This window comes from Alcanivorax jadensis T9 (assembly GCF_000756655.1).
Lineage (GTDB): Bacteria > Pseudomonadota > Gammaproteobacteria > Pseudomonadales > Alcanivoracaceae > Alcanivorax > Alcanivorax jadensis.
In genome coordinates this window covers 36,636-55,009 of the sequence record NZ_ARXU01000010.1, presented here as the reverse complement: position 1 = coordinate 55,009, position 18,374 = coordinate 36,636, and the positions used below count along the sequence as shown (strand labels likewise).

At 59.6% G+C, this 18,374-nt stretch carries 17 protein-coding genes; 12 read left to right on the top strand and 5 right to left on the bottom strand.

Annotated elements, in window-relative coordinates; translation table 11 throughout:
- Window positions 1-2: 2 nt before the first annotated feature.
- The 7 genes from T9A_RS12415 (at window position 3) to T9A_RS12385 (ending at window position 6,886) form a co-directional block, all read left to right on the top strand.
- Complete coding sequence (locus T9A_RS12415) at window positions 3-440, top strand: ATP-dependent zinc protease family protein (RefSeq protein WP_035248904.1); 438 nt, start codon at window positions 3-5, stop codon at window positions 438-440.
- Window positions 437-1,345, top strand: a complete 909-nt coding sequence (gene rimK, locus T9A_RS12410) for a 30S ribosomal protein S6--L-glutamate ligase (RefSeq protein WP_035248902.1) — start codon at window positions 437-439, stop codon at window positions 1,343-1,345. Before T9A_RS12415 ends, rimK begins: the two co-directional genes overlap by 4 nt.
- Window positions 1,346-1,458: 113 nt before the next feature.
- Window positions 1,459-2,517: a succinylglutamate desuccinylase/aspartoacylase family protein gene (locus T9A_RS12405; protein ID WP_035248900.1), complete on the top strand. Its 1,059-nt coding sequence runs from the start codon at window positions 1,459-1,461 to the stop codon at window positions 2,515-2,517.
- A 314-nt stretch (window positions 2,518-2,831) separates the two neighbouring features.
- The gene (gene sat / locus T9A_RS12400; protein WP_035248899.1) at window positions 2,832-4,037 is read left to right on the top strand and encodes a sulfate adenylyltransferase; all 1,206 of its coding nucleotides are present in this window, start codon (window positions 2,832-2,834) and stop codon (window positions 4,035-4,037) included.
- Between the two features lie 323 nt (window positions 4,038-4,360).
- Window positions 4,361-5,266 carry an aspartyl/asparaginyl beta-hydroxylase domain-containing protein gene (locus tag T9A_RS12395; RefSeq protein ID WP_035248897.1) on the top strand — a complete coding sequence of 302 codons (906 nt, stop codon included), beginning with the start codon at window positions 4,361-4,363 and terminating at the stop codon, window positions 5,264-5,266.
- A gap of 136 nt (window positions 5,267-5,402) precedes the next feature.
- Complete coding sequence (locus tag T9A_RS12390; protein WP_052042960.1) at window positions 5,403-5,930, top strand: PraA/PraB family alkane oxidation protein activator; 528 nt, start codon at window positions 5,403-5,405, stop codon at window positions 5,928-5,930.
- A 281-nt stretch (window positions 5,931-6,211) separates the two neighbouring features.
- The gene (locus tag T9A_RS12385) at window positions 6,212-6,886 is read left to right on the top strand and encodes a hypothetical protein (RefSeq protein WP_035248893.1); all 675 of its coding nucleotides are present in this window, start codon (window positions 6,212-6,214) and stop codon (window positions 6,884-6,886) included.
- A gap of 65 nt (window positions 6,887-6,951) precedes the next feature.
- On the opposite strand, the gene T9A_RS12380 is transcribed toward T9A_RS12385, so the two are convergent.
- The 3 genes from T9A_RS12380 to T9A_RS17375 form a co-directional block, all read right to left on the bottom strand.
- Window positions 6,952-8,307, bottom strand: a complete 1,356-nt coding sequence (locus T9A_RS12380) for a DEAD/DEAH box helicase (protein WP_035248890.1) — start codon at window positions 8,305-8,307, stop codon at window positions 6,952-6,954.
- Between the two features lie 111 nt (window positions 8,308-8,418).
- Window positions 8,419-9,141 (bottom strand): glycerophosphodiester phosphodiesterase, encoded by a 723-nt coding sequence (locus T9A_RS12375; RefSeq protein ID WP_035248888.1) that lies wholly within the window; start codon window positions 9,139-9,141, stop codon window positions 8,419-8,421.
- Window positions 9,142-9,211: 70 nt separating this feature from the next.
- On the bottom strand, window positions 9,212-9,346 hold the full coding sequence (locus T9A_RS17375; protein ID WP_269530077.1) for a hypothetical protein: 135 nt from the start codon (window positions 9,344-9,346) through the stop codon (window positions 9,212-9,214).
- Window positions 9,347-9,515: 169 nt separating this feature from the next.
- On the opposite strand from T9A_RS17375, the gene T9A_RS12370 reads away from it, so the two are divergent.
- Window positions 9,516-9,947 (top strand): MgtC/SapB family protein, encoded by a 432-nt coding sequence (locus T9A_RS12370; protein WP_035248885.1) that lies wholly within the window; start codon window positions 9,516-9,518, stop codon window positions 9,945-9,947.
- Window positions 9,948-9,973: 26 nt separating this feature from the next.
- On the opposite strand, the gene recQ is transcribed toward T9A_RS12370, so the two are convergent.
- Window positions 9,974-12,109: a DNA helicase RecQ gene (gene recQ, locus T9A_RS12365; protein WP_035248882.1), complete on the bottom strand. Its 2,136-nt coding sequence runs from the start codon at window positions 12,107-12,109 to the stop codon at window positions 9,974-9,976.
- A gap of 93 nt (window positions 12,110-12,202) precedes the next feature.
- Between recQ and chrA the strand changes: the two genes are divergently transcribed.
- The 3 genes from chrA (at window position 12,203) to T9A_RS12350 (ending at window position 15,977) form a co-directional block, all read left to right on the top strand.
- Entirely contained in the window at window positions 12,203-13,342 is a 1,140-nt protein-coding gene (chrA, locus tag T9A_RS12360; RefSeq protein WP_456297570.1) for a chromate efflux transporter, read from the top strand.
- Window positions 13,343-13,627: 285 nt separating this feature from the next.
- The gene (locus T9A_RS12355) at window positions 13,628-14,263 is read left to right on the top strand and encodes a TetR/AcrR family transcriptional regulator (RefSeq protein WP_035248879.1); all 636 of its coding nucleotides are present in this window, start codon (window positions 13,628-13,630) and stop codon (window positions 14,261-14,263) included.
- Between the two features lie 19 nt (window positions 14,264-14,282).
- Entirely contained in the window at window positions 14,283-15,977 is a 1,695-nt protein-coding gene (locus T9A_RS12350; protein WP_035248876.1) for an acyl-CoA dehydrogenase family protein, read from the top strand.
- 148 nt (window positions 15,978-16,125) lie between these two features.
- Here T9A_RS12350 and T9A_RS12345 read toward each other — a convergent pair whose 3' ends face one another.
- Window positions 16,126-16,872, bottom strand: a complete 747-nt coding sequence (locus T9A_RS12345; RefSeq protein ID WP_035248875.1) for a ParA family protein — start codon at window positions 16,870-16,872, stop codon at window positions 16,126-16,128.
- A 396-nt stretch (window positions 16,873-17,268) separates the two neighbouring features.
- Here T9A_RS12345 and T9A_RS12340 point away from each other — a divergent pair, with 396 nt between their 5' ends.
- A complete protein-coding gene (locus T9A_RS12340) occupies window positions 17,269-18,303 on the top strand; it encodes a DUF4062 domain-containing protein (protein WP_232222105.1) in 1,035 nt (344 codons plus the stop codon).
- Window positions 18,304-18,374: the final 71 nt, after the last annotated feature.

Sequence of the window (18,374 nt, the reverse complement as noted above, 5' to 3'; positions counted from 1 at the left end):
GATTGGTAAATAAGGTCACCGTCGGTTGGCGGGAATGGGTAGCGTTACCCGAACTGGACATTGAAGCGATCAAGGCCAAGGTGGATACCGGGGCCCGTACTTCTGCGTTGCATGCCTTCCAGGTAGAAAGTTTTCAGCGCGATAACCAGGAATGGGTCCGTTTTTCCATCCACCCGATCCAGGGCCAGGACCAGGTCAGCCATTGCGAGGCCGTGGTGCTGGACCGCCGGGTCGTCACTGATTCCGGTGGCCACAAGGAAGAGCGCCCGGTGATCCTCACCCATATCGAGTTAGGGGGGCGCCGTTGGCCCATCGAAATCACCCTGACTGATCGTGAAAACATGAAATTCCGTATGCTGTTGGGACGAACCGCCATGGGCGAGATTGCTGTCGATCCCACGGCATCTTTTCTTCTAGGTGGAAATAAAGACCAACCATGAAAATTGCCATTCTTTCGAGAAACAAGCGACTGTACTCCACCCGCCGACTGGTGGAGGCGGGCGAGGCGGCCGGCCACGAAATGCATGTGATTGATACCTTGCGTTGCTATATGAGCATGGTGTCTCACAAGCCGGAAATTCACTTCAAGGGTGAAGTGCTGGAAGGCTTTGATGCGGTGATTCCGCGGATTGGTGCCTCCATCACTCATTACGGTACGGCAGTCCTGCGCCAGTTCGAGATGATGGGTGTGTTTCCCGTCAATGAATCGGTCGCCATCTCCCGCTCGCGAGACAAGTTGCGTTCGTCGCAGCTGTTGTCGCGCAAGGGGGTTGGCTTGCCGATTACCGGTTTTGCCCACTCCCCGGATGATATTCCCGACCTGATCAACATGGTTCGCGGTGCCCCCCTGGTGATCAAGATGCTGGAAGGTACCCAGGGCATCGGCGTGGTGCTGGCGGAAACCCGCAAGGCGGCGGAATCGGTGATCGAGGCCTTTATGGGCCTGAACGTATCGGTGATGGTGCAGGAATACATCAAGGAAGCTGGCGGTGCTGATATTCGCTGTTTCGTGGTGGGTGGCAAGGTGATCGCCGCCATGAAGCGCCAGGCTCTGCCCGGCGAGTTTCGTTCCAACCTGCACCGCGGCGGCAGCGCCAGCCTGATCCGTATTACCCCGGAAGAGCGCGCCACCGCTGTACGTGCCGCCCGAATCATGGGGCTGAATGTGGCGGGTGTAGACATCCTGCGTTCCAACCATGGTCCGCTAGTCATGGAGGTGAATTCCTCCCCGGGGCTGGAGGGTATCGAAACCTCCACCAACAAGGACGTGGCGAGCATGGTCATCAATTTCATCGAAAAGGATGCGCGTCCCTACCGGACTCAGACAAAAGGCTCCAAGGGCTGATCCTCGCTCCCGTAGGAGCGCCGCTTGAGGCGCGAAGGTTTTGCATCGTAGAGTTCGCCTCTCAAGCGAGGCTCCTACAGTGGATGTAATGTAGTGGCTGTTTCGGGTGAAAAATGAAAAATACCAAAGAACCGAAAGTATTGCCGTTTGAACTGGATGGCGTCAGCGTCAAGCCTGGGACCCGGGCCAAGGTGGAGCTGCCGTTGGCGCAGCTCTATACCCAGACGCCCCTGAATGTCCCCATTCATGTGATCCACGGGCGCAAGCCCGGGCCGGTGCTGATGGTCAGTGCGGCAATCCACGGTGACGAACTCAACGGGGTGGAAATCATCCGCCGCCTGTTGCGCCATTCCGCCCTGAAAAGCCTCAGCGGTACGCTGCTGGCGGTGCCGGTGGTCAACGTATTCGGGTTCATTCACAAGACCCGCTACCTGCCGGACCGCCGTGACCTGAATCGCTGCTTCCCTGGCTCCGAAACCGGCAGCCTGGGCGCGCGTATGGCCTGGCAGTTCAAAAGCCAGGTGCTGGATCGGGCTACCCATGCCGTGGACCTGCATACCGGTGCCGTGCACCGTGCCAACCTGCCGCAGATCCGCGCTGACCTGTCCAACGAGGGCACTGCCGCCATGGCCAACGCCTTTGGCGTACCGGTGGTGATCAACTCGGTACTGGGCGAGGGTACGCTGCGGGAAGTGGCTGAAGCCCAGGGCATCCCGGTGATTACCTATGAGGCGGGCGAGGCCCTGCGTTTCGACGAGTCCTGCATCCGCGCTGGGGTTAAAGGCGTTCTCAACATTCTTCAGCACCTGGGCATGACTGGCGCTCGTCGCGCCAAGGTGCCCAGCGAACCCTATATCGCCCGCTCTTCGAGCTGGGTGCGTGCCGAGCGCGATGGCGTTTTTCTGCCACTGGTGGCACTGGGGGCCTGGATCAAGAAAGACGACCTGATCGGCCGTATCTCCAGCCCCTTCGGTGGCGATGACGTCAACATCCACTCTCCGGCCGCCGGCATCCTGGTGGGGCGCAACAACATGCCGCTGGTGAACGAAGGCGAAGCCCTCTACCACATTGCCCGCTTCGAGGAAGTCAGTGAAGTGGCGCAGTCGCTGGAAGTGTTCACCAACGATATCGAAGAGGGGCCGACCCTTTCCGGTGAGCCGCCGATTGTATAACCCGGTATTGTTTGGCTGAATCCGGGGCCATTCTGCTCATAGGCTGTTGGCTAGGAGTTGTGATTTGGCGGAAAGAGGGTAATACAAAAGGTTGAGTTGACAGTGGCCATGCTTGCTATGCCGATAAATGAGTGAAAAAAGTGGGCCGCTGAATCTCGCTAGTGTTATTTTAACCATTTGATTTTATTGGTTTTGTTCTTGCTTTTCCGCTTTTCCCGCTGTTGTCACTCTCTCCGGGCCGACCTGTTGCCTATCCTTTGCTATACTGCGCCGCGATATGGATACCCCGTTGATTGAGCATTTGGAGTAAATAGATGGTCGCTTTGGTCAAGCCGCATGGTGCGGACGCATTGAATCCCTTGTACGTCGCCGATGAAGCTGCGCGCGTTGCCTTGCAGCATGAAGCGGAATCACTGCCTTCAGTAGTGATCAGCTCGGCAGCTGCCGCCAATGCGGTGATGATGGGGGCCGGTTATTTCACCCCGTTGTCTGGCTATATGAACAAGGCCGACATGCTGTCAGTGGCGGAAAACCTGACCACCGCCGATGGCCTGTTCTGGCCCGTGCCGATCGTCAATATGTTGCAGGATGTCAGCGCCATTGAAGGCGCCAAGCGCATCGCCCTGCGCGATCCCAATGTGGACGGCCAGCCGGTGATTGCGGTGATGGATGTAGCCGCCATCGAAGAAGCGTCTGACGCCGAACTGGAAGCCGTGGCCGAGCAGGTTTTTGCCACCAACGACAAGCAGCACCCGGGTGTGGCCAATTTCCTGGCCGCAGGCAACTTTATCGTTTCCGGCGATATCCAGGTGTTGAACTACTCCTACTTTGCTGACGACTTCCCCGATACCTTCCGCACCGCGGTGTCCATCCGCAACGAGTTCGTGGAGCGTGGCTGGAATAATGTGGTCGCTTTCCAGACCCGTAACCCGATGCACCGCGCCCACGAAGAACTGTGCCGTATGGCCCAGGAAGCGCTGAACGCTGACGGTATCCTGATTCATATGCTGCTGGGCAAATTGAAAGCGGGTGATATTCCGGCCGACGTGCGTGATGCCTCCATTCGCAAAATGGTGGAAGTGTATTTCCCGCCCAACACCGTGATGATTACCGGTTACGGTTTTGACATGTTGTACGCCGGTCCCCGTGAAGCCGTTCTGCATGCGGTATTTCGCCAGAACTGCGGTTGCAGCCATTTGATTGTTGGCCGTGACCATGCCGGTGTCGGTGATTATTACGGCGCCTTCGACGCACAAACCATCTTCCAGGAGAAAGTGCCAGCGGGTGCTCTGGAAATTAAAATCTTCGAGGCCGATCACACCGCCTATTCGAAGAAACTCGGACGCGTGGTGATGATGCGCGACGTGCCTGATCACACCAAGGACGACTTTGTTCTGCTGTCAGGCACCAAGGTGCGTGAGATGCTGGGTCAGGGCATTGCCCCCCCGCAGGAGTTCTCCCGCCCGGAAGTAGCACAGATTCTGATGGATTATTACCAGACGCTGGACGCTGGCAAGTAATCTTTCCTGAGCGTTTCTGCGCTCAATTTGCATCGGGAAAAGCCTCTTTTTAGAGGCTTTTTTCGTCTCGGGCCTGTGCCTGTCCTCGATGTCTCTGGTCAAGGTGCGTCTGCAGGTGGGGTTGTCCCGGTTCGAGGAAGTGTTGCCTGATTCATAACTCCCTGACCCCCTCAAAACGGGCTGGTGGTGTCGAGCAGCGGCAGCAAATTACCGATGTGCCTCCGGTTTTACCGGCTGAATTGAGGTAAAATCCCGCCCATTCATTTTCCGGGTGGCCCGTTTCGGGCAGTTAAAGCCCCGTTGGCAGAATAAAGGTACAGGTTATGGCCGTTATTGTGGTCTGTGTGCTGCTCTATGTGGGCTGCATTGTGTTTATCCGGGTGCGCAATCGCAAGCCGCTCGGGCTCAAGCGGCAGCTGTCGGATTTTTCCACTTTCATGGTGCCGTTCAATATCCCGGCCTACCTGTTGTCGAAGGTGCCTACCACGCCGCGCATCGGTGTGAACCATTTTCCCGAGCTGCAGCTGATCGAGGACAACTGGGAAACCATTCGCGACGAGGCGCTGGCGCTTTATGAAGGAGGCAAGATCGCCGCCAAGGATGATTTGCCAGCCAGTAGTTTCTACAAGGATGGTCGTTGGACCAGTTTTTACCTGAAGGTGTACGACAACAAGTTGCCCTCTGCCTACGATCTGGCGCCGAAAACCATGGCCCTGCTGGATCAGCTGCCGTCTATGAACATTGCCCTGTTTGCGGTACTGATGCCGGGCAAGAAGCTCAATCGTCACCATGATCCGTTCGCCTACACCCTGCGTTATTCCATGGGGCTGAGCACGCCCAATGATGAAGGCTGTGGCCTGACGGTCAATGAGGATGACTACATCTGGCGTGATGGCGACAGCATCATTTTTGATGAAACCTACATCCACTCCGCCTGGAACCGCACCGAGACGCCGCGGATTATCCTGATGACTGACGTGGACCGACCGATGAAATGGAAGTGGGTGCAGAAGGTGTACTGGTACTTCGGCTGGTTCTTCAACCGCTTGTTTTTCATCGATAATCTGGATAGCAGCCACACCGGTGTGGGTAACAAGTTGGGCAAAGGGGTGATTGCCTACAAGGGCTTCCTGAAATCGGTAAAGCGGAAGAACAAGACCTTCTACGTGACAGCCAAGTGGGCCGTGGTGCTGGCGGTGCTGGGGAGTATCGGTTACCAGCTGTTGTAGCCTGGCGTTAAGGAGTTATTCAGAGGCTCCTTAAGAAAAACTGCCGAGCGGTCGTGGTTTTGCGTCCGGCTGGCTTGGGGCGTCTCTCTCCATCATGCCACCATGCCGGTGAACACATCGCTAGGGAATAACAATAATGATAAGGAACATCATTGCCGGGGCGGTTATGGCCTGGGCGTGTGCCGGGGTGGCCAGTGCAGACGTGACGGTGGCTCCGGCGGGGGCGTTTTCTGCCAGCGGTAAACTGGCCATGAAGAAAGGCGCTATCCCGGTCAGTTGCCATACCACTTTCAACGGCCAGGTCAGTGAGCAGGGCGCCATTCGGGTTACCGAGGTCATCTTCGGTGGCATGAATCCGTTGTGCAAAAGTATCAAGGCGCTGGCGCTGCCCTGGCAGGGGCAGGTGGATCATCCGGGGCGCCTCACGGTGGACGATATGCAGGTCAAGGTCAGGGTGCCACTGTTGGGGGGGGTCTGTGGTCCGGAGCCAGTATCACTGGTGTGGGGAAACACGGATGGCTCGGCCACGTTTGACGCGGTCACGCTGGGCCCGGACTGTGCCATGGACGGCACCATGGTTACCTCGCCCCAGGTGGATATCCGCGCAGCAGGCCGTTCTGCGGAAACGGTTCGCCACCCCGGTGCCAGCCAGGACGCCAGTTAACCCGGCAATTAAATACCAAAGACTGATTTACCACCGAGGGCACAGAGATCACTGAGGGAAAACCGGTTTTTCTCTGTGTGCTCTGTGCCCTCTGTGGTGAAAATGCTTTTGATTCAGGCTTGGTACGCGGCGCTACTGCGGCCTCTTTCATTGCCGGGTTCATGATCGCCATCGTATAGGCTTTGTTATTCCGGCCCGATCGGCGTTTCCCCTCGGGCCAACGCCCAGCTATCATGAGTTTTTTCAGTGACAGCAACTGTTTGCAAGGCAAGGATATAACAATGCAGAACGTGGTGGCGATTCCCGCTAACCCGGCGCTGGTAAACAGCACCGAAGATTTCCTTCATGCCGTCGAGCACGATCGTAAAGACAGTGCCGAGAAGTTCATTCACATGGTGGATCATCTTACCGACCGGATTCTCAGCCTGTTCCTGGTGGAGCCGGCCAACATGACCGAGCTGTCCGGGGGCCAGAAGAAGGTGATCGACTTTGCCGTGTCCACCGCCGGCAAGGCATCCAGCATGCTCACCCGCCAAATTTTCAAGAAGGTGTCTAACGCGGAATTCGCCCCGGTGGTGAAGAACGTGAAGGCCATGTACTGGCAGGCTGGCGACGACAACGATAATCACGCCAGTATCGCTTTCCCGGTGGAAGACAGCTTTGCCGCTGATTTCCGCAAGGCCACCGAGCTGTGTGCGGCAGGCAAGGGCACCGAAGACGTGGCCCTGGTTACCCGGGTGATGAGCGCCATGTCGGACAAAATTATCGATGAAGTCTTTGTCGCCAACACCAAGGAAGTCAAAATCGGCTTTGTGACCCAGAAAGCCCTGAATGTGGGGATTGATGGTAGCCGCAAGGCCGTGCATGCGGTGAACAACAAGGTGCTCAAGGATCTGAGCAATGACGAGCTGAAAGGGTATATGGCCCACTATCAGGGCCTGCTGCGGCAGCGATAAATCAATCAGCTGCGAGCTTTTAGCTAGAAGCTAAAGAAAAGGCGCCTATTGGCGCCTTTTCTTGTTCAGGACTGCTGGGTCTGTGGTCGGCGATTGCCTGAGGGGCGGCGTCGCCGTTGGCTGTTACCTGGACGATTGCTGTCGTTCCCCGGTCTTGCCTGACGTTGCTGGCCGCCGTTGTTGTTGCGGGCCTGGGCATTTCCGCCGCCAGCGTTTCCTCCACCCGGTTTGGGTTTCTTCGGACGTTTTCGCTTCGGCGGCTGCAGAGCACCGGCTGCTGGAAGTGATTCGCCAGGCTCAAAGCCGGCGACAATCTTGCGCTCCAGCTGCTGCTGGGTAAGCCGCTCAATATCTTTCAGCTGCTGGGCTTCATCGGCACTGACCAGGGAAATGGCCTGGCCGGTGGCGCCGGCACGCCCGGTGCGACCGATACGGTGTACGTAATCTTCGGGCACATTGGGCAGATCCACGTTGACGACCTGGGGCAGTTGTTCGATGTCCAGGCCGCGGGCGGCGATGTCGGTGGCGACCAGCGCGCGTATCTTGCCGTTCTTGAAGTCTGCCAGTGCGCGGGTGCGGGCATTCTGGCTCTTGTTACCGTGGATCGCGGCGGCTTCGATGCCGTTGCTTTCCAGCTGCTTGGCCAGCTTGTTGGCGCCGTGCTTGGTACGGCTGAAGACCAGCACCTGGAACCAGTTGTTGTCCTGGATCAGGTGGGTGAGCAGGGCAGCCTTACGCTGTTTGTCCACCGGCGCGATCCATTGGGTGACCAGCTCGGTGGTGGTATTGCGCGGGCTCACATCGATTTCCACGGGATCGTTCACCAGGCCCTTGGCCAGGGCGCGGATCTCCGGGGAGAAGGTGGCCGAAAACATCAGGTTCTGCCGTTTCGGTGGCAGCTTGGAGAGGATCTTGCGGATGTCATGGATGAAGCCCATGTCGAGCATGCGGTCCGCTTCATCCAGCACCAGTATTTCCAGGTGATCGAATTTCACCGCGTTCTGCTGATAGAGATCCAGCAAGCGCCCGGGGGTGGCTACCAGGATATCGGCGCCGCCGCGCAGGCGCTGCATCTGTGGGTTCACCTTCACACCACCGAATACCACGGTGGAGGTGAGCGGCAGATTCTTGCCGTAGGTGGCCACACTTTCGGCGACCTGGGCGGCCAGCTCCCGGGTGGGGGTCAGTACCAGGGCACGTACCTGGTTATTGCTGGCGGCCTTGCCGGCGCGCAGGCGCTCCAGCAGGGGCAGGGTAAACCCGGCAGTTTTGCCGGTGCCGGTCTGGGCAGCGGCCATCACATCACGGCCGCTGAGTACGGCGGGGATGGCCTGGGCCTGGATCGGTGACGGGGTGTGATAACCCTGATCGGCAACAGCGGCCAACAGGTCATCCCCCAGTCCAAGGGAAGTAAAAGGCATGAAATTGGGTCTAACTTAAGAAGGGGCGGCAAGCCTACCCGATCCGGGGCAGGAACACGAGCCCGGCGGTCTGGTTGCCGATAGCGTTGCTGAGTGGCGAAATAAAGGTGATCAGCCGAGTGGCGGTGTGTTGCTGAGCACCTCATCAACCCCGGAGCGGAGCGCCTGGCGCTGCTGCTCTTGTCCCTCTGGCAGGAATGCCAGCACCCGGCCGCCAAGGTGGTGGTAGGCATCCACCAGGGAGCGACGGAACAGGGGGAGACCATGGAAGACCGGCGGCAGGGAATAGGTGCGCCCGTTGCGGATGGCTGCCAGCGGCCTGAGGCCCATCAACAGGGACAGGCCGGCCCGCCGGCATTCGTTCTGGGGGGCCATGGTAATGGCCGCGGGGAAGAGCTCGCGTAACCGTCGTGTGTGATCGGGATGCCAGAGCAGAAAGCGTGCCTGGCGGCAGAGCCAATCGCCTTTTTGTTGTTGATCCGCCCAGTTGCGCAGGGCGCCCAGAGTGCGTTCAGCGCTCTCGGGTTTGATATCAAGCACCCAGCGTTGCTCGGTAAAAGTGCGGGCAAAGTCATCGAAGGTCAGTAGTGGCTGGCCGTCGTTGAGGCGGTGGCTCATACAACGATCCGAATCCATCTCTTCGATGATGGCATCACTGCTGGCGGTGCGAATCAAAGCGGGATCGTGATGCAGGACGATAAGCCCGTCACGAGTAGTGCGCAGGTCGGTTTCCAGGGTGTGAAAGCCGGCTTCGGCGGCGGCCTCGAACGCGTGCAGGCTGTTTTCCACATGGCGCTGGTGCAGGCCGCGATGGCTGATCCAGATTACGTCCATGGGGGTATTGTCTCCCGGAAACTGGCCAGGTTAAAGCGCCATAAGTCGGGAACGTGGTCGGAGGTGACGCTCAGGCGGCGTGGGCGCTGGCCATGTCGGCGTCAAAAGATTCCCACTGGCCGGGATGATCCGCATGGGCATCTTCGAAAATACCCTCTACGGCCTCGGGTACCCATTCCAGATCCAGCTGCTCTTCGTATTCCATGAATCACCCCGTTGCTTGTTTTTTAAACAAGGTCAAGATTAGCTTGCCGGGCCGGAATGCTCTGTTGTTGCGCTGTAAGCTTTTGCTTACAGGGTGTGACAAAAAGGATTGCAATGATTGGCGTAGCCAGGGTCACAATGGCAATACTGACTGAGAGGGAGGAGGCTTGATGCAAGAGCTGGACTGGAATCAAGTCGTTACCCACCTGTACCAACTGGGCATCGCCTTTTTGTTGGCACTGCCGGTGGCCTGGAACCGGGAGCAGCGAGCCCGTGGTGCGGGTCTGCGCACTTTTCCGCTGGTCTCTGTGGCGGCCTGTGGCTATATGCTGGTGGGTATGCAGGTATACACGGGCTCGGATGCGGAAGCCCGGGTCATGTACGGCATCATCACCGGTATGGGCTTTATCGGTGGCGGTGCGATTTTAAAGGATGGTGCCAATGTGAGTGGTACTGCCACGGCGGCTAGTCTGTGGAATACCGGCGCCATCGGCATCTCGGTGGCTTACAGCCGGTATGAGATTGCCCTGGTGCTGTCGTTGATCAATTTCCTGATCCTGCAGTTTTCCCGTTCTTTAAAGCGGTTGCCGGTGGATGACTGACCTCCGGCTTATGGGTACATGAAGGCTTATACAGTGGCGAGAATGGCCTGCCGCACGCAATGCAGCACCCCGGTGGGCCAGTCGTCGGCCAGTTGCTCTTTCAATTGCCGGTAGCTGAAGGTGTCTTCGGCCAGATTGGACTGGCTGAGCAGGGCGTCCTGGATAATGCCGATTTCCGTTTCGCTGATGCCCAGAGCCTGTTCCAGGCTGAGTTGATTCGCGGTGACCAGTTTCGCTAGTTCCCGGTACACGGTTTGTTCATTCAGGTTCTGCTGGCGGGCAATGGCGGCCGGGCTCATGTTGGCCAGGGCCAGGGCAAGGATCTCGTTGCCATCAGGGCCGGCGGGCTCGGCGACACCGGTGGCATCATCGTTACCGTTGAGAATGGCCAGAAACTCATCCCCGTAGCGTTCCAGCTTGCGGTCGCCGACACCGCTGACGGCGGCCATTTCCATGCGATTGCGCGGGCGGATGGCGAGCATGTCCATCAGGGTGGCGTCGTGGAAGACCACGTAGGGGGGCACGCCTTCTTCGTCCGCCAACCGTTTACGGCAGGCGCGCAGGGTTTCCCATAGCTCCCGGTCGGCGTCGGCGATGCTGGAGTGGGTGCGTCGTGTGGTGGCTTTTTTGGCCTTGGCCAGTTCCTTGCGCAGGTGCAGGGGCTGCTCGCCGCGCAGGTAGGGACGGCACAGGTCGGTGAGCTGCAAGGCGCCGAAGCCGTTCATGTCCACGGTCAGCAAGCCGCGGGCCACCAGTTGCCGGTAGATGCTTTTCCACTGGTTGGCGCTGAATTCATTGCCGATGTTCCAGGTGGACACATGGTCGTGACCGGCACTGGCCACTTTGTCGGAACGGTTGCCGGTGAGCACATCGATCAGGTGATTGGCGCCGAAGCGCTGGCCGGTGCGGTAGACACAACTCAGGGCTTTCTGCGCCGCTTCGGTGGCATCGAAGGTCTGTGGCGGGTTCAGGCAGGTGTCGCAGTTGCCGCAGGGCTTTTCCAGCGTTTCAGCGAAATAGTGCAACAGCGCCTGACGACGGCACTGGGTGATTTCGCACAGCCCGAGCATGGATTCCAGTCGCTGGTTTTCGTTGCGCTTGTGCTGCTCGTTGCCGCTGCTTTGGGCCAGCATCTGCTTGAGTTTGATGGCGTCTTCCAGACCATAGGCCATCCAGGCAGTAGCGGGCTCGCCATCGCGCCCGGCGCGGCCGGTTTCCTGATAGTAGGACTCGATGCTTTTCGGTAGGTCCAGGTGAGCCACGAAGCGCACATCCGGTTTGTCGATGCCCATGCCGAAGGCAATGGTGGCCACCATCACCAGGCCATCTTCACGCAGGAAACGCTGCTGATGGGTTTCCCGGGTTTGTGCGGGCAGGCCGGCGTGGTAGGGCAGGGCTTTGACGCCCTGCTGGCACAGCCATTCTGCAACCCGCTCCACCTTGTTGCGCGACAGGCAGTAAACGATGCCGGCGTCGCCGTCGTGCTCGGCACGAATCAGGCGCAGTAATTGGTTGCGGGCACCGTCCTTGCGTTCGATACGGTACTGGATATTGGGGCGGTCGAAGCTGGAGACAAAATGGCGAGCCCGGGTCAGGTCCAGCCGCTCGGCGATTTCCGTGCGGGTGCGTTGATCCGCCGTGGCGGTCAGGGCAATGCGCGGCACATTGGGGAATTCCCGGTGCAGCAGGGACAGTTGCAGGTAATCGTTGCGGAAGTCATGGCCCCATTGGGAGACGCAGTGAGCTTCGTCGATGGCAAACAGGGCAATCTGTGCCTGGTGCAGCAGCGACAGGGTACGCGGCTGTATCAGCCGTTCCGGGGCGATGTACAGCATGTCCAGCTCGCCCTTGAGCAGGGCGTCTTCCAGGGCCCGCTGCTGCTCCATGTTCAGGGTGGAATTGAGAAAGCCGGCTTTGACGCCCAGTGCCTTGAGCGCATCCACTTGGTCCTGCATCAGCGCGATCAACGGGCTGATCACCACCCCGATGCCGGGGCGCACCAGTGCCGGAATCTGGTAGCACAGGGATTTGCCGCCGCCAGTGGGCATCAACACCAGAGCATCGTCGCCCTGGATTAGGCTATCGATAATGGTCTGCTGCTCACCGCGGAACTGGTGATAGCCAAAGACGTGCTGGAGAACGGAGTGGGCATCGGATTGCATCGGGCGAGTATACCTGGCGGCGCCGGGCACTGACATCCGCCTGCCGGCAAACTGTGCTAGGTTCTGGTGAAATTTCAATGGGAATTCTCGTACGTGATAACCGATATCTTTCGTCAGTTTCTGGTGCTGGGGCTGATCAGCTTTGGCGGGCCTGCCGCCCATGTGGGCTACTTTCATCGTCGCTTCGTGGAGGAATTGCAGTGGCTGGATGAGGCGGAGTTTGCTCGCCTGCTGGCACTGACCCAGTTTCTGCCCGGGCCGGCGTCCAGTCAGTTGGGCTTTGCCATCGGCCGGGTGCGCGGCGGCGTAACTGGGGCTTTCGCGGCGTTCGTTGCCTTTACCCTGCCGTCTTTTTTGTTGATGGCCCTGTTGGGCATCTACGCCACCTCTCTGCCGGACTGGCTGCAGGGTGGGGCGATCACCGGGCTGAAGTGGCTGGCGGTTATCGTGGTGGCCGATGCGGTGTGGAATATGGGGCAGCGTTTCTGTGCCGGGGGGCTGACCCGCACCATCGCCGCGCTGGTGGCCATGCAGCTGGTGCTGTGGCCGGCGCTGGCCGGGCAGATGCTGGCCTTGTTGGTGGCCGCCGCCATTGGCTGGCGGTGGTTGCGTCCGGATCAGGCGACACCGTTCACGGGTAAACTGGTGTGGCGCCGCTGGCCGCTGATGGCGTTTGCGCTGCTCGCCATTGTTGCCCTGTTGCCGTCCGGACGGGTGTTGGGTCTGTGGAACGATTTCTTCGCCGCTGGCTCCCTGGTATTTGGTGGCGGCCATGTGGTGTTACCCCTGCTACAGGAACTGGTAGGGCCGCAGATGTCGCCGGATCAGTTCCTTACCGGCTATGCCGCTGCCCAGGCGGTGCCCGGCCCCATGTTCTCGCTGGCCTCCTACCTGGGGGCGGTGCTGCTGCCGGCCAGTCCCTGGTGGGGCGCGCTGCTTGCCACCCTGGCGATTTTCCTGCCCGGTTTCCTGCTGGTGTTGGGCCTGATGGAGGGCTGGCAATGGCTCTCTTCCCGACCGGCCCTGGCCGGCGCGGTAGCGGGGATCAATGCGGCGGTGGTGGGGCTGTTGCTGGCGGCGCTGTATCAGCCGGTGTTTGTCTCTGCCGTGCATGATCTGTGGGATTTGTTGATCGTGGTGGCGGGGTTTGCGGTGCTGCGCAGCAAGGCGGTGCCGCTGTGGGGAATGGTGTTGGGCATGGCGGCGTTGGGGGTGGTGACGGGGTTTCTGTAGGAGCGGCGCTTGAGCCGCGAACCGCGCCTAAGCGCGGGATCGTTCAAAGGGGGCAGGTATCGTATTGCAACAGGCTTTCTTTTTGCGTTCTGGTGAAAGCTGACACGCTATTTCCTCGCCAAGGCTCGGATTCGCGGCTCAAGCGCCGCTCCTACAACGGCTTCGTAGACGGTGAGGGAGGGTTTTTACGCTATGGCGAACGCCTAACCGCACGACCGGCGGCTCTTGCCTGAAGATCGGAATCATGGTTCACTTTTTAATAAGAAGTGAATATGGATTCCGACTATGGCTTACCGGGAAACCGACAACGTCAAGGCCCGCAAGGCGGCCCAGCGTGACCATCTGCTGCACAGCGCTGAGCAACTGGTGCGTGAGGGGGGCTTTGCCAATCTCACCATGCAGACCCTGGCTGTGGCAGCCGGGGTGGGGGTGGGCACCCTGTACCGCTATTTCGACAACAAGGCGGTGCTGGCGGCGGAAGTCTTTCGCGTGGCCACCGAGCGGGAGGTCGCGGCAGTGGCACAGGCCATGGAGCACGCCGGCAGTTTTCCCGAACGGCTCAGCCATGTGTTGCAGGTGTTCGTGCAGCGGGCCCAGGCGGCCCCCCGGCTGGCCTGGTCGCTAATCGCCGAGCCGGTGGATCCGGCCGTGGATGCCGAGCGTCTCACCTATCGCCAGCGCTACGCGGCACTTTATCAGCAGTTGCTGAGTGACGGTGTTAGCCAAGGGGAGTTACCGATTCAGGATACTGCGATCAGCGCGGCGGCCCTGGTGGGTGCCATTGCCGAAGCCCTGGTGGGTCCATTATCCGACCCTCTGCCAAAAGCCAATCTGGCGGAATCCCTGACCCAATTCTGTCTGCGTGCCGTGGGTGCTTCACCGGCGCAGGCCGACGTTATTGAGCAGCCACAGACTGCGTAATTTTTTCGGGAGAGCTCACATGAATGCCAAGCACGACACCCTGAAAGCGGACCCGCTGGCCCAGACCCATGAGGTCTTCAACCAGGCCCGGACGTTGGAGGATTACAACGCCTATGACAATGACACCGCCCTGCGCGAGGCAGTGTGCCGCCATGGGGCCGGCTGGGCGGAGGACGCGCTGTCCGCCCATGGCGCCAAAACCGGCAGTGCCGAGGTCATTGAGTGGGGCTTTCTGGCCAATGAGCACAAGCCGCAGTTTTTCTCCCACGACCGCCAGGGTTATCGGGTGGACTACGTGAAATACCACGAGGCCTACCACCGTCTGATGATGCTGGGGCTGGAGTCCGGCATTCACTCGGCCCCCTGGGCGAACCCCAAGCCGGGCGCCCATGTGGCCCGGGCGGCGCAGAGCTATCTGCAGGGCCAGGTGGAAGCCGGGCATGGCTGCCCGCTGACCATGACCTTTGCCTCGGTGCCTTCCATCAAGCTGACTCCCTCGCTGGCAAATGAGTGGCTGCCGAAGATCCTCAACAATGCCTACGATCCACGTAATGTGCCCCACACGGAAAAGCAGGCACTGACCATCGGTATGGGCATGACCGAAAAGCAGGGTGGCTCCGATGTGCGCGCCAACACCACCCGCGCGTATCCGATTGCTGCCGAAGGCTCCGGTGAAGCCTATGAACTGGTGGGCCACAAGTGGTTCACCTCTGCGCCCATGTGCGATGCCTTTCTGGTGCTGGCCCAGACAGACAATGGTCTGAGCTGTTTCCTGGTGCCGCGCTGGCGCCCGGACGGCAGCAAGAACCCGATCCAGGTCCAGCGCCTGAAAAACAAGATGGGCAACGTCTCCAATGCCTCCTCCGAGATTGAACTGCGCGGCGCTCTGGGCTGGATGGTCGGTGACGAGGGCCGCGGGGTGCCGGCCATTATCGAGATGGTGGCCATGACCCGCTTCGACTGCATGGTGGGCTCCACCTCCGGCCAGCGCCAGGCGGTGGCGCAGGCGGTGAACCATGCCATGGGCCGTGCCGCTTTCGGCAAGACCCTGATCGATCAGCCGTTGATGCGTAACGTGCTGGCGGACCTGCAATTGGAGGTGGAGGGCTCCCTGGCCATTACCATGCGTATGGGCGAGGCGCTGGATAACACGACCCTGGATCCGACCAACGAGCACGAGAAACTGCTGCTGCGACTGGGCTTGCCGGCGGGCAAGTACTGGATTTGCAAGCGCACCCCCTTCCATGCCTACGAGGCCATGGAATGCCTGGGTGGCAATGGCGTCACCGAAGATTTCATCATGGCCCGCCTGTACCGCGAGGCGCCCATCAATGCCATCTGGGAAGGCTCCGGTAATGTGCAGGCCCTGGACATGCTGCGGGCCCTGGCCAAGACCCCGGCGGTGCTGGAGGTGTGGTTCGCCGAGCTGGCGAAAACCGCCGGCAGTGATCCCCGCCTGGACAAGGCGGTGACTTCGCTCAAGCGGGAATTTGCTGATATGGATGAAGCCGAATACCGGGCCCGGGACATCGTCGACCGGTTGTCCCTGACCCTGCAGGCCAGCCAGCTGGTTGCCGCCGGTAACGGGTCGGTCGCCGAGGCCTTTATTGCCTCCCGCCTGGGTGAGCACGGTGACCGTAACTACGGGACCCTGCCGCGGGGACTGGATCTGGATACGATTTTACGGCGGGCGAACCCGTGGGAAGGCAATTGATAGTTGAGAATGGATAATTGATAACGGCGCGAATGGGCCGTTGACGATTCTCAAAGCAAATAGGCCGCGTCCATACGAAGGACGCGGCCTCTTGCGTTTCAGGGCATGACTCGCTGTCTCGCAACAGTTATCAATTATCCATTCTCAATTACAGTTTGAGTTTACCTGCGATCTCGAACCACATGGCCCGGAAGGCCTGGGCGGAGGGGGTGTAGGGGGCGAATTCGCCGACCGGGGCGCGGTGATCGCCCATCTGCTCCACATGGGTGGAGTAGGGAATCCAGGTCTTCAGGCCGCCTTTCATGCTCTTGGGGCGTTTGACCAGCATTTCCACATGCAGGTCCCGGTGGCGGTCCACCATGTTGAAAAAGGGCACCACGGTCAGGTTCTTGTAATTCTTGCTCTCCAGCCACTCCAGCACTTGCTCGTAGGCACGTAATGACAGGTGAGTAGGGATCACCGGCACAAACAGGTAGTCCACCGCCGCAAAGATGCTTTCCGCTACCGGGCTCAGGGTGGGCGGGCAATCCAGAATCACCAGCTCGTAGCTTTCCCCCAGCGGGGCAATAAGCTGTTTCAGGCGGTTCTTGGCGCCGCCGTTTTCCAGCAGTTTGATGTCCGCATTTCGCATGGAGATGTCGGCAGGGATGGCATCCAGATTGGCCCAGCGGGTTTCCCGCTTGAGTCGACCGATGGGCTGTTTGCCCTTGATCAGGTTGCCGGCCTTGTAGCCGTCGCCGTCATCCACCCCCAGATAGAAACTGGCGGCTCCCTGGGGATCCAGATCCCAGAGCAGGGTACGGTGCTTCCAGCGTGCGGCATGCCAGGCCACATTCACGGCCGAGGCGGTTTTACCCACGCCACCTTTCAGGTTGTAAAAGGCTATGGTTTGCATGACGTCCCATTCCTGTAAGCTTGCAAAAAGCGCTACGATATTGGTTATTGGCTCTGGCGCCGCCGGGTAACCGGCACAAAGGCTGAACTCAGGCTAGCATGAACAGGATCGATGTCCCACGGCCGGACTGCCTTCAGCGGCCCCCGGGTTGTGATGAGGGCCAACAGACTGTTTAATAGCCAGCCAAAAACGTGCCCGCGAGGGCCAAAACTTGATCCTGAGTCCGTAAATTTATCGCGGCGCCTGACGCAAGCCTTTGCCGCCACAGAAAATTTTCTTCAGTCGACCGCATTCCCGATGCGACGCTTCTTCAGAAAATCTCCTGTGACAACAAATTCTTGCGCCATGCATCCACGCTGAAGTTACGGACTCAGGCTGACGCTACAGGTATCCAGGGTGACAGCGACGAAACGCTACCAGGTCTTTATCAGTGCCACCTTTCCCGATATGCAGGGCGCGCGCCAGGCATTGATGTTGCCGATGATTGAGCACGGCATGATACCCACCGGCCTGGACAGTTCCGCTGCAGATGGCAATACCCTGCTGCCGGTGATCCAGAAGCTGATCGAAACCAGCGATTATTTTGTCCTGATCGTGGGGGGGCGCTACGGCACCCTGTCTCCCATGGGGCTCAGCGAGCTGCACCGCGAATACATTTTTGCTGCCACCAAGCGCAAACCCATTGTTGCCTTTATTCATGATAATCCGGCCATGTTGCCTTCCGATCAGCAGGAGCCGACCCGTGATGGTCAGGTACGCCGCGATGATTTTGTCCGCCTGCTGGAAGAAAAGGTGGCGTGTTTCCGCTGGACCACGGAAAACGGCCTGGCGGAACTGGCAAACAAGGTGATTCCCAACCTGATGCGTGAGCATCGTGCCGCGGGCTGGGTGCGGGCGGACCAGGCCGGTCTTAGCGGTGGAGGGGCCGAAGTGGAAGCGCTCAAGGCCCGCATCGAGCTGCTGGAGAAAGAGCGGGAAGAGAGCATGAGCCAGGCTCGACCGCCGTTGAAAACCCTGTCCCGGGGTGGCGATCTGGTGGCGCTGGATTACTCCTGTAACGTCTACGAAGGCGGCGACTGTAAACTGGCCATGGTCACCACCCGGATCAGCTGGGATCAGGCCTTTTCCTGCATGGCCCCATTGATGCTGAATCCGGCGTCGGAGCCGGTGATGCAAAAGACCCTGGAAGATTTCATCGGCCGCAAAGCCCTGGGGGATGTACAACAGGATTTCCCCCGCGCCCACGCGGTACGCAACGTGGTGCTGGCGGCTCATTCCTTCAATCAGATCAAGATTCACCTGCGTGCCCTGGGGCTGATCACAAGGTCCCCGGAGAAGGATAACCGCGGCCTGCCGTTGTGGCAGTTGACCGCCCATGGGGACAACACCATGAGTCAGGTGATGGCGGTGAAGCGGAGCGTGAAACTTTGATTCTGTCTACGAAGCCTCTGTAGGAGCGCCGCTTGAGGCGCGAACAGGCCTTTCCGATTGGTAAGACCTGT

Coding starts and splice junctions, on each gene's coding strand:
- T9A_RS12380 (WP_035248890.1), bottom strand. CDS start 8,307: ATGCCTTTTACTTCCCTTGGACTGGGGGATGACCTGTTGGCCGCTGTT.
- recQ (WP_035248882.1), bottom strand. CDS start 12,109: ATGCAATCCGATGCCCACTCCGTTCTCCAGCACGTCTTTGGCTATCAC.
- T9A_RS12350 (WP_035248876.1), top strand. CDS start 14,283: ATGAATGCCAAGCACGACACCCTGAAAGCGGACCCGCTGGCCCAGACC.
- T9A_RS12390 (WP_052042960.1), top strand. CDS start 5,403: ATGATAAGGAACATCATTGCCGGGGCGGTTATGGCCTGGGCGTGTGCC.
- rimK (WP_035248902.1), top strand. CDS start 437: ATGAAAATTGCCATTCTTTCGAGAAACAAGCGACTGTACTCCACCCGC.
- T9A_RS12370 (WP_035248885.1), top strand. CDS start 9,516: ATGCAAGAGCTGGACTGGAATCAAGTCGTTACCCACCTGTACCAACTG.
- T9A_RS12345 (WP_035248875.1), bottom strand. CDS start 16,872: ATGCAAACCATAGCCTTTTACAACCTGAAAGGTGGCGTGGGTAAAACC.
- T9A_RS12385 (WP_035248893.1), top strand. CDS start 6,212: ATGCAGAACGTGGTGGCGATTCCCGCTAACCCGGCGCTGGTAAACAGC.
- T9A_RS12355 (WP_035248879.1), top strand. CDS start 13,628: ATGGCTTACCGGGAAACCGACAACGTCAAGGCCCGCAAGGCGGCCCAG.
- T9A_RS17375 (WP_269530077.1), bottom strand. CDS start 9,346: ATGGAATACGAAGAGCAGCTGGATCTGGAATGGGTACCCGAGGCCGTA.
- sat (WP_035248899.1), top strand. CDS start 2,832: ATGGTCGCTTTGGTCAAGCCGCATGGTGCGGACGCATTGAATCCCTTG.
- T9A_RS12395 (WP_035248897.1), top strand. CDS start 4,361: ATGGCCGTTATTGTGGTCTGTGTGCTGCTCTATGTGGGCTGCATTGTG.
- T9A_RS12375 (WP_035248888.1), bottom strand. CDS start 9,141: ATGGACGTAATCTGGATCAGCCATCGCGGCCTGCACCAGCGCCATGTG.
- T9A_RS12405 (WP_035248900.1), top strand. CDS start 1,459: ATGAAAAATACCAAAGAACCGAAAGTATTGCCGTTTGAACTGGATGGC.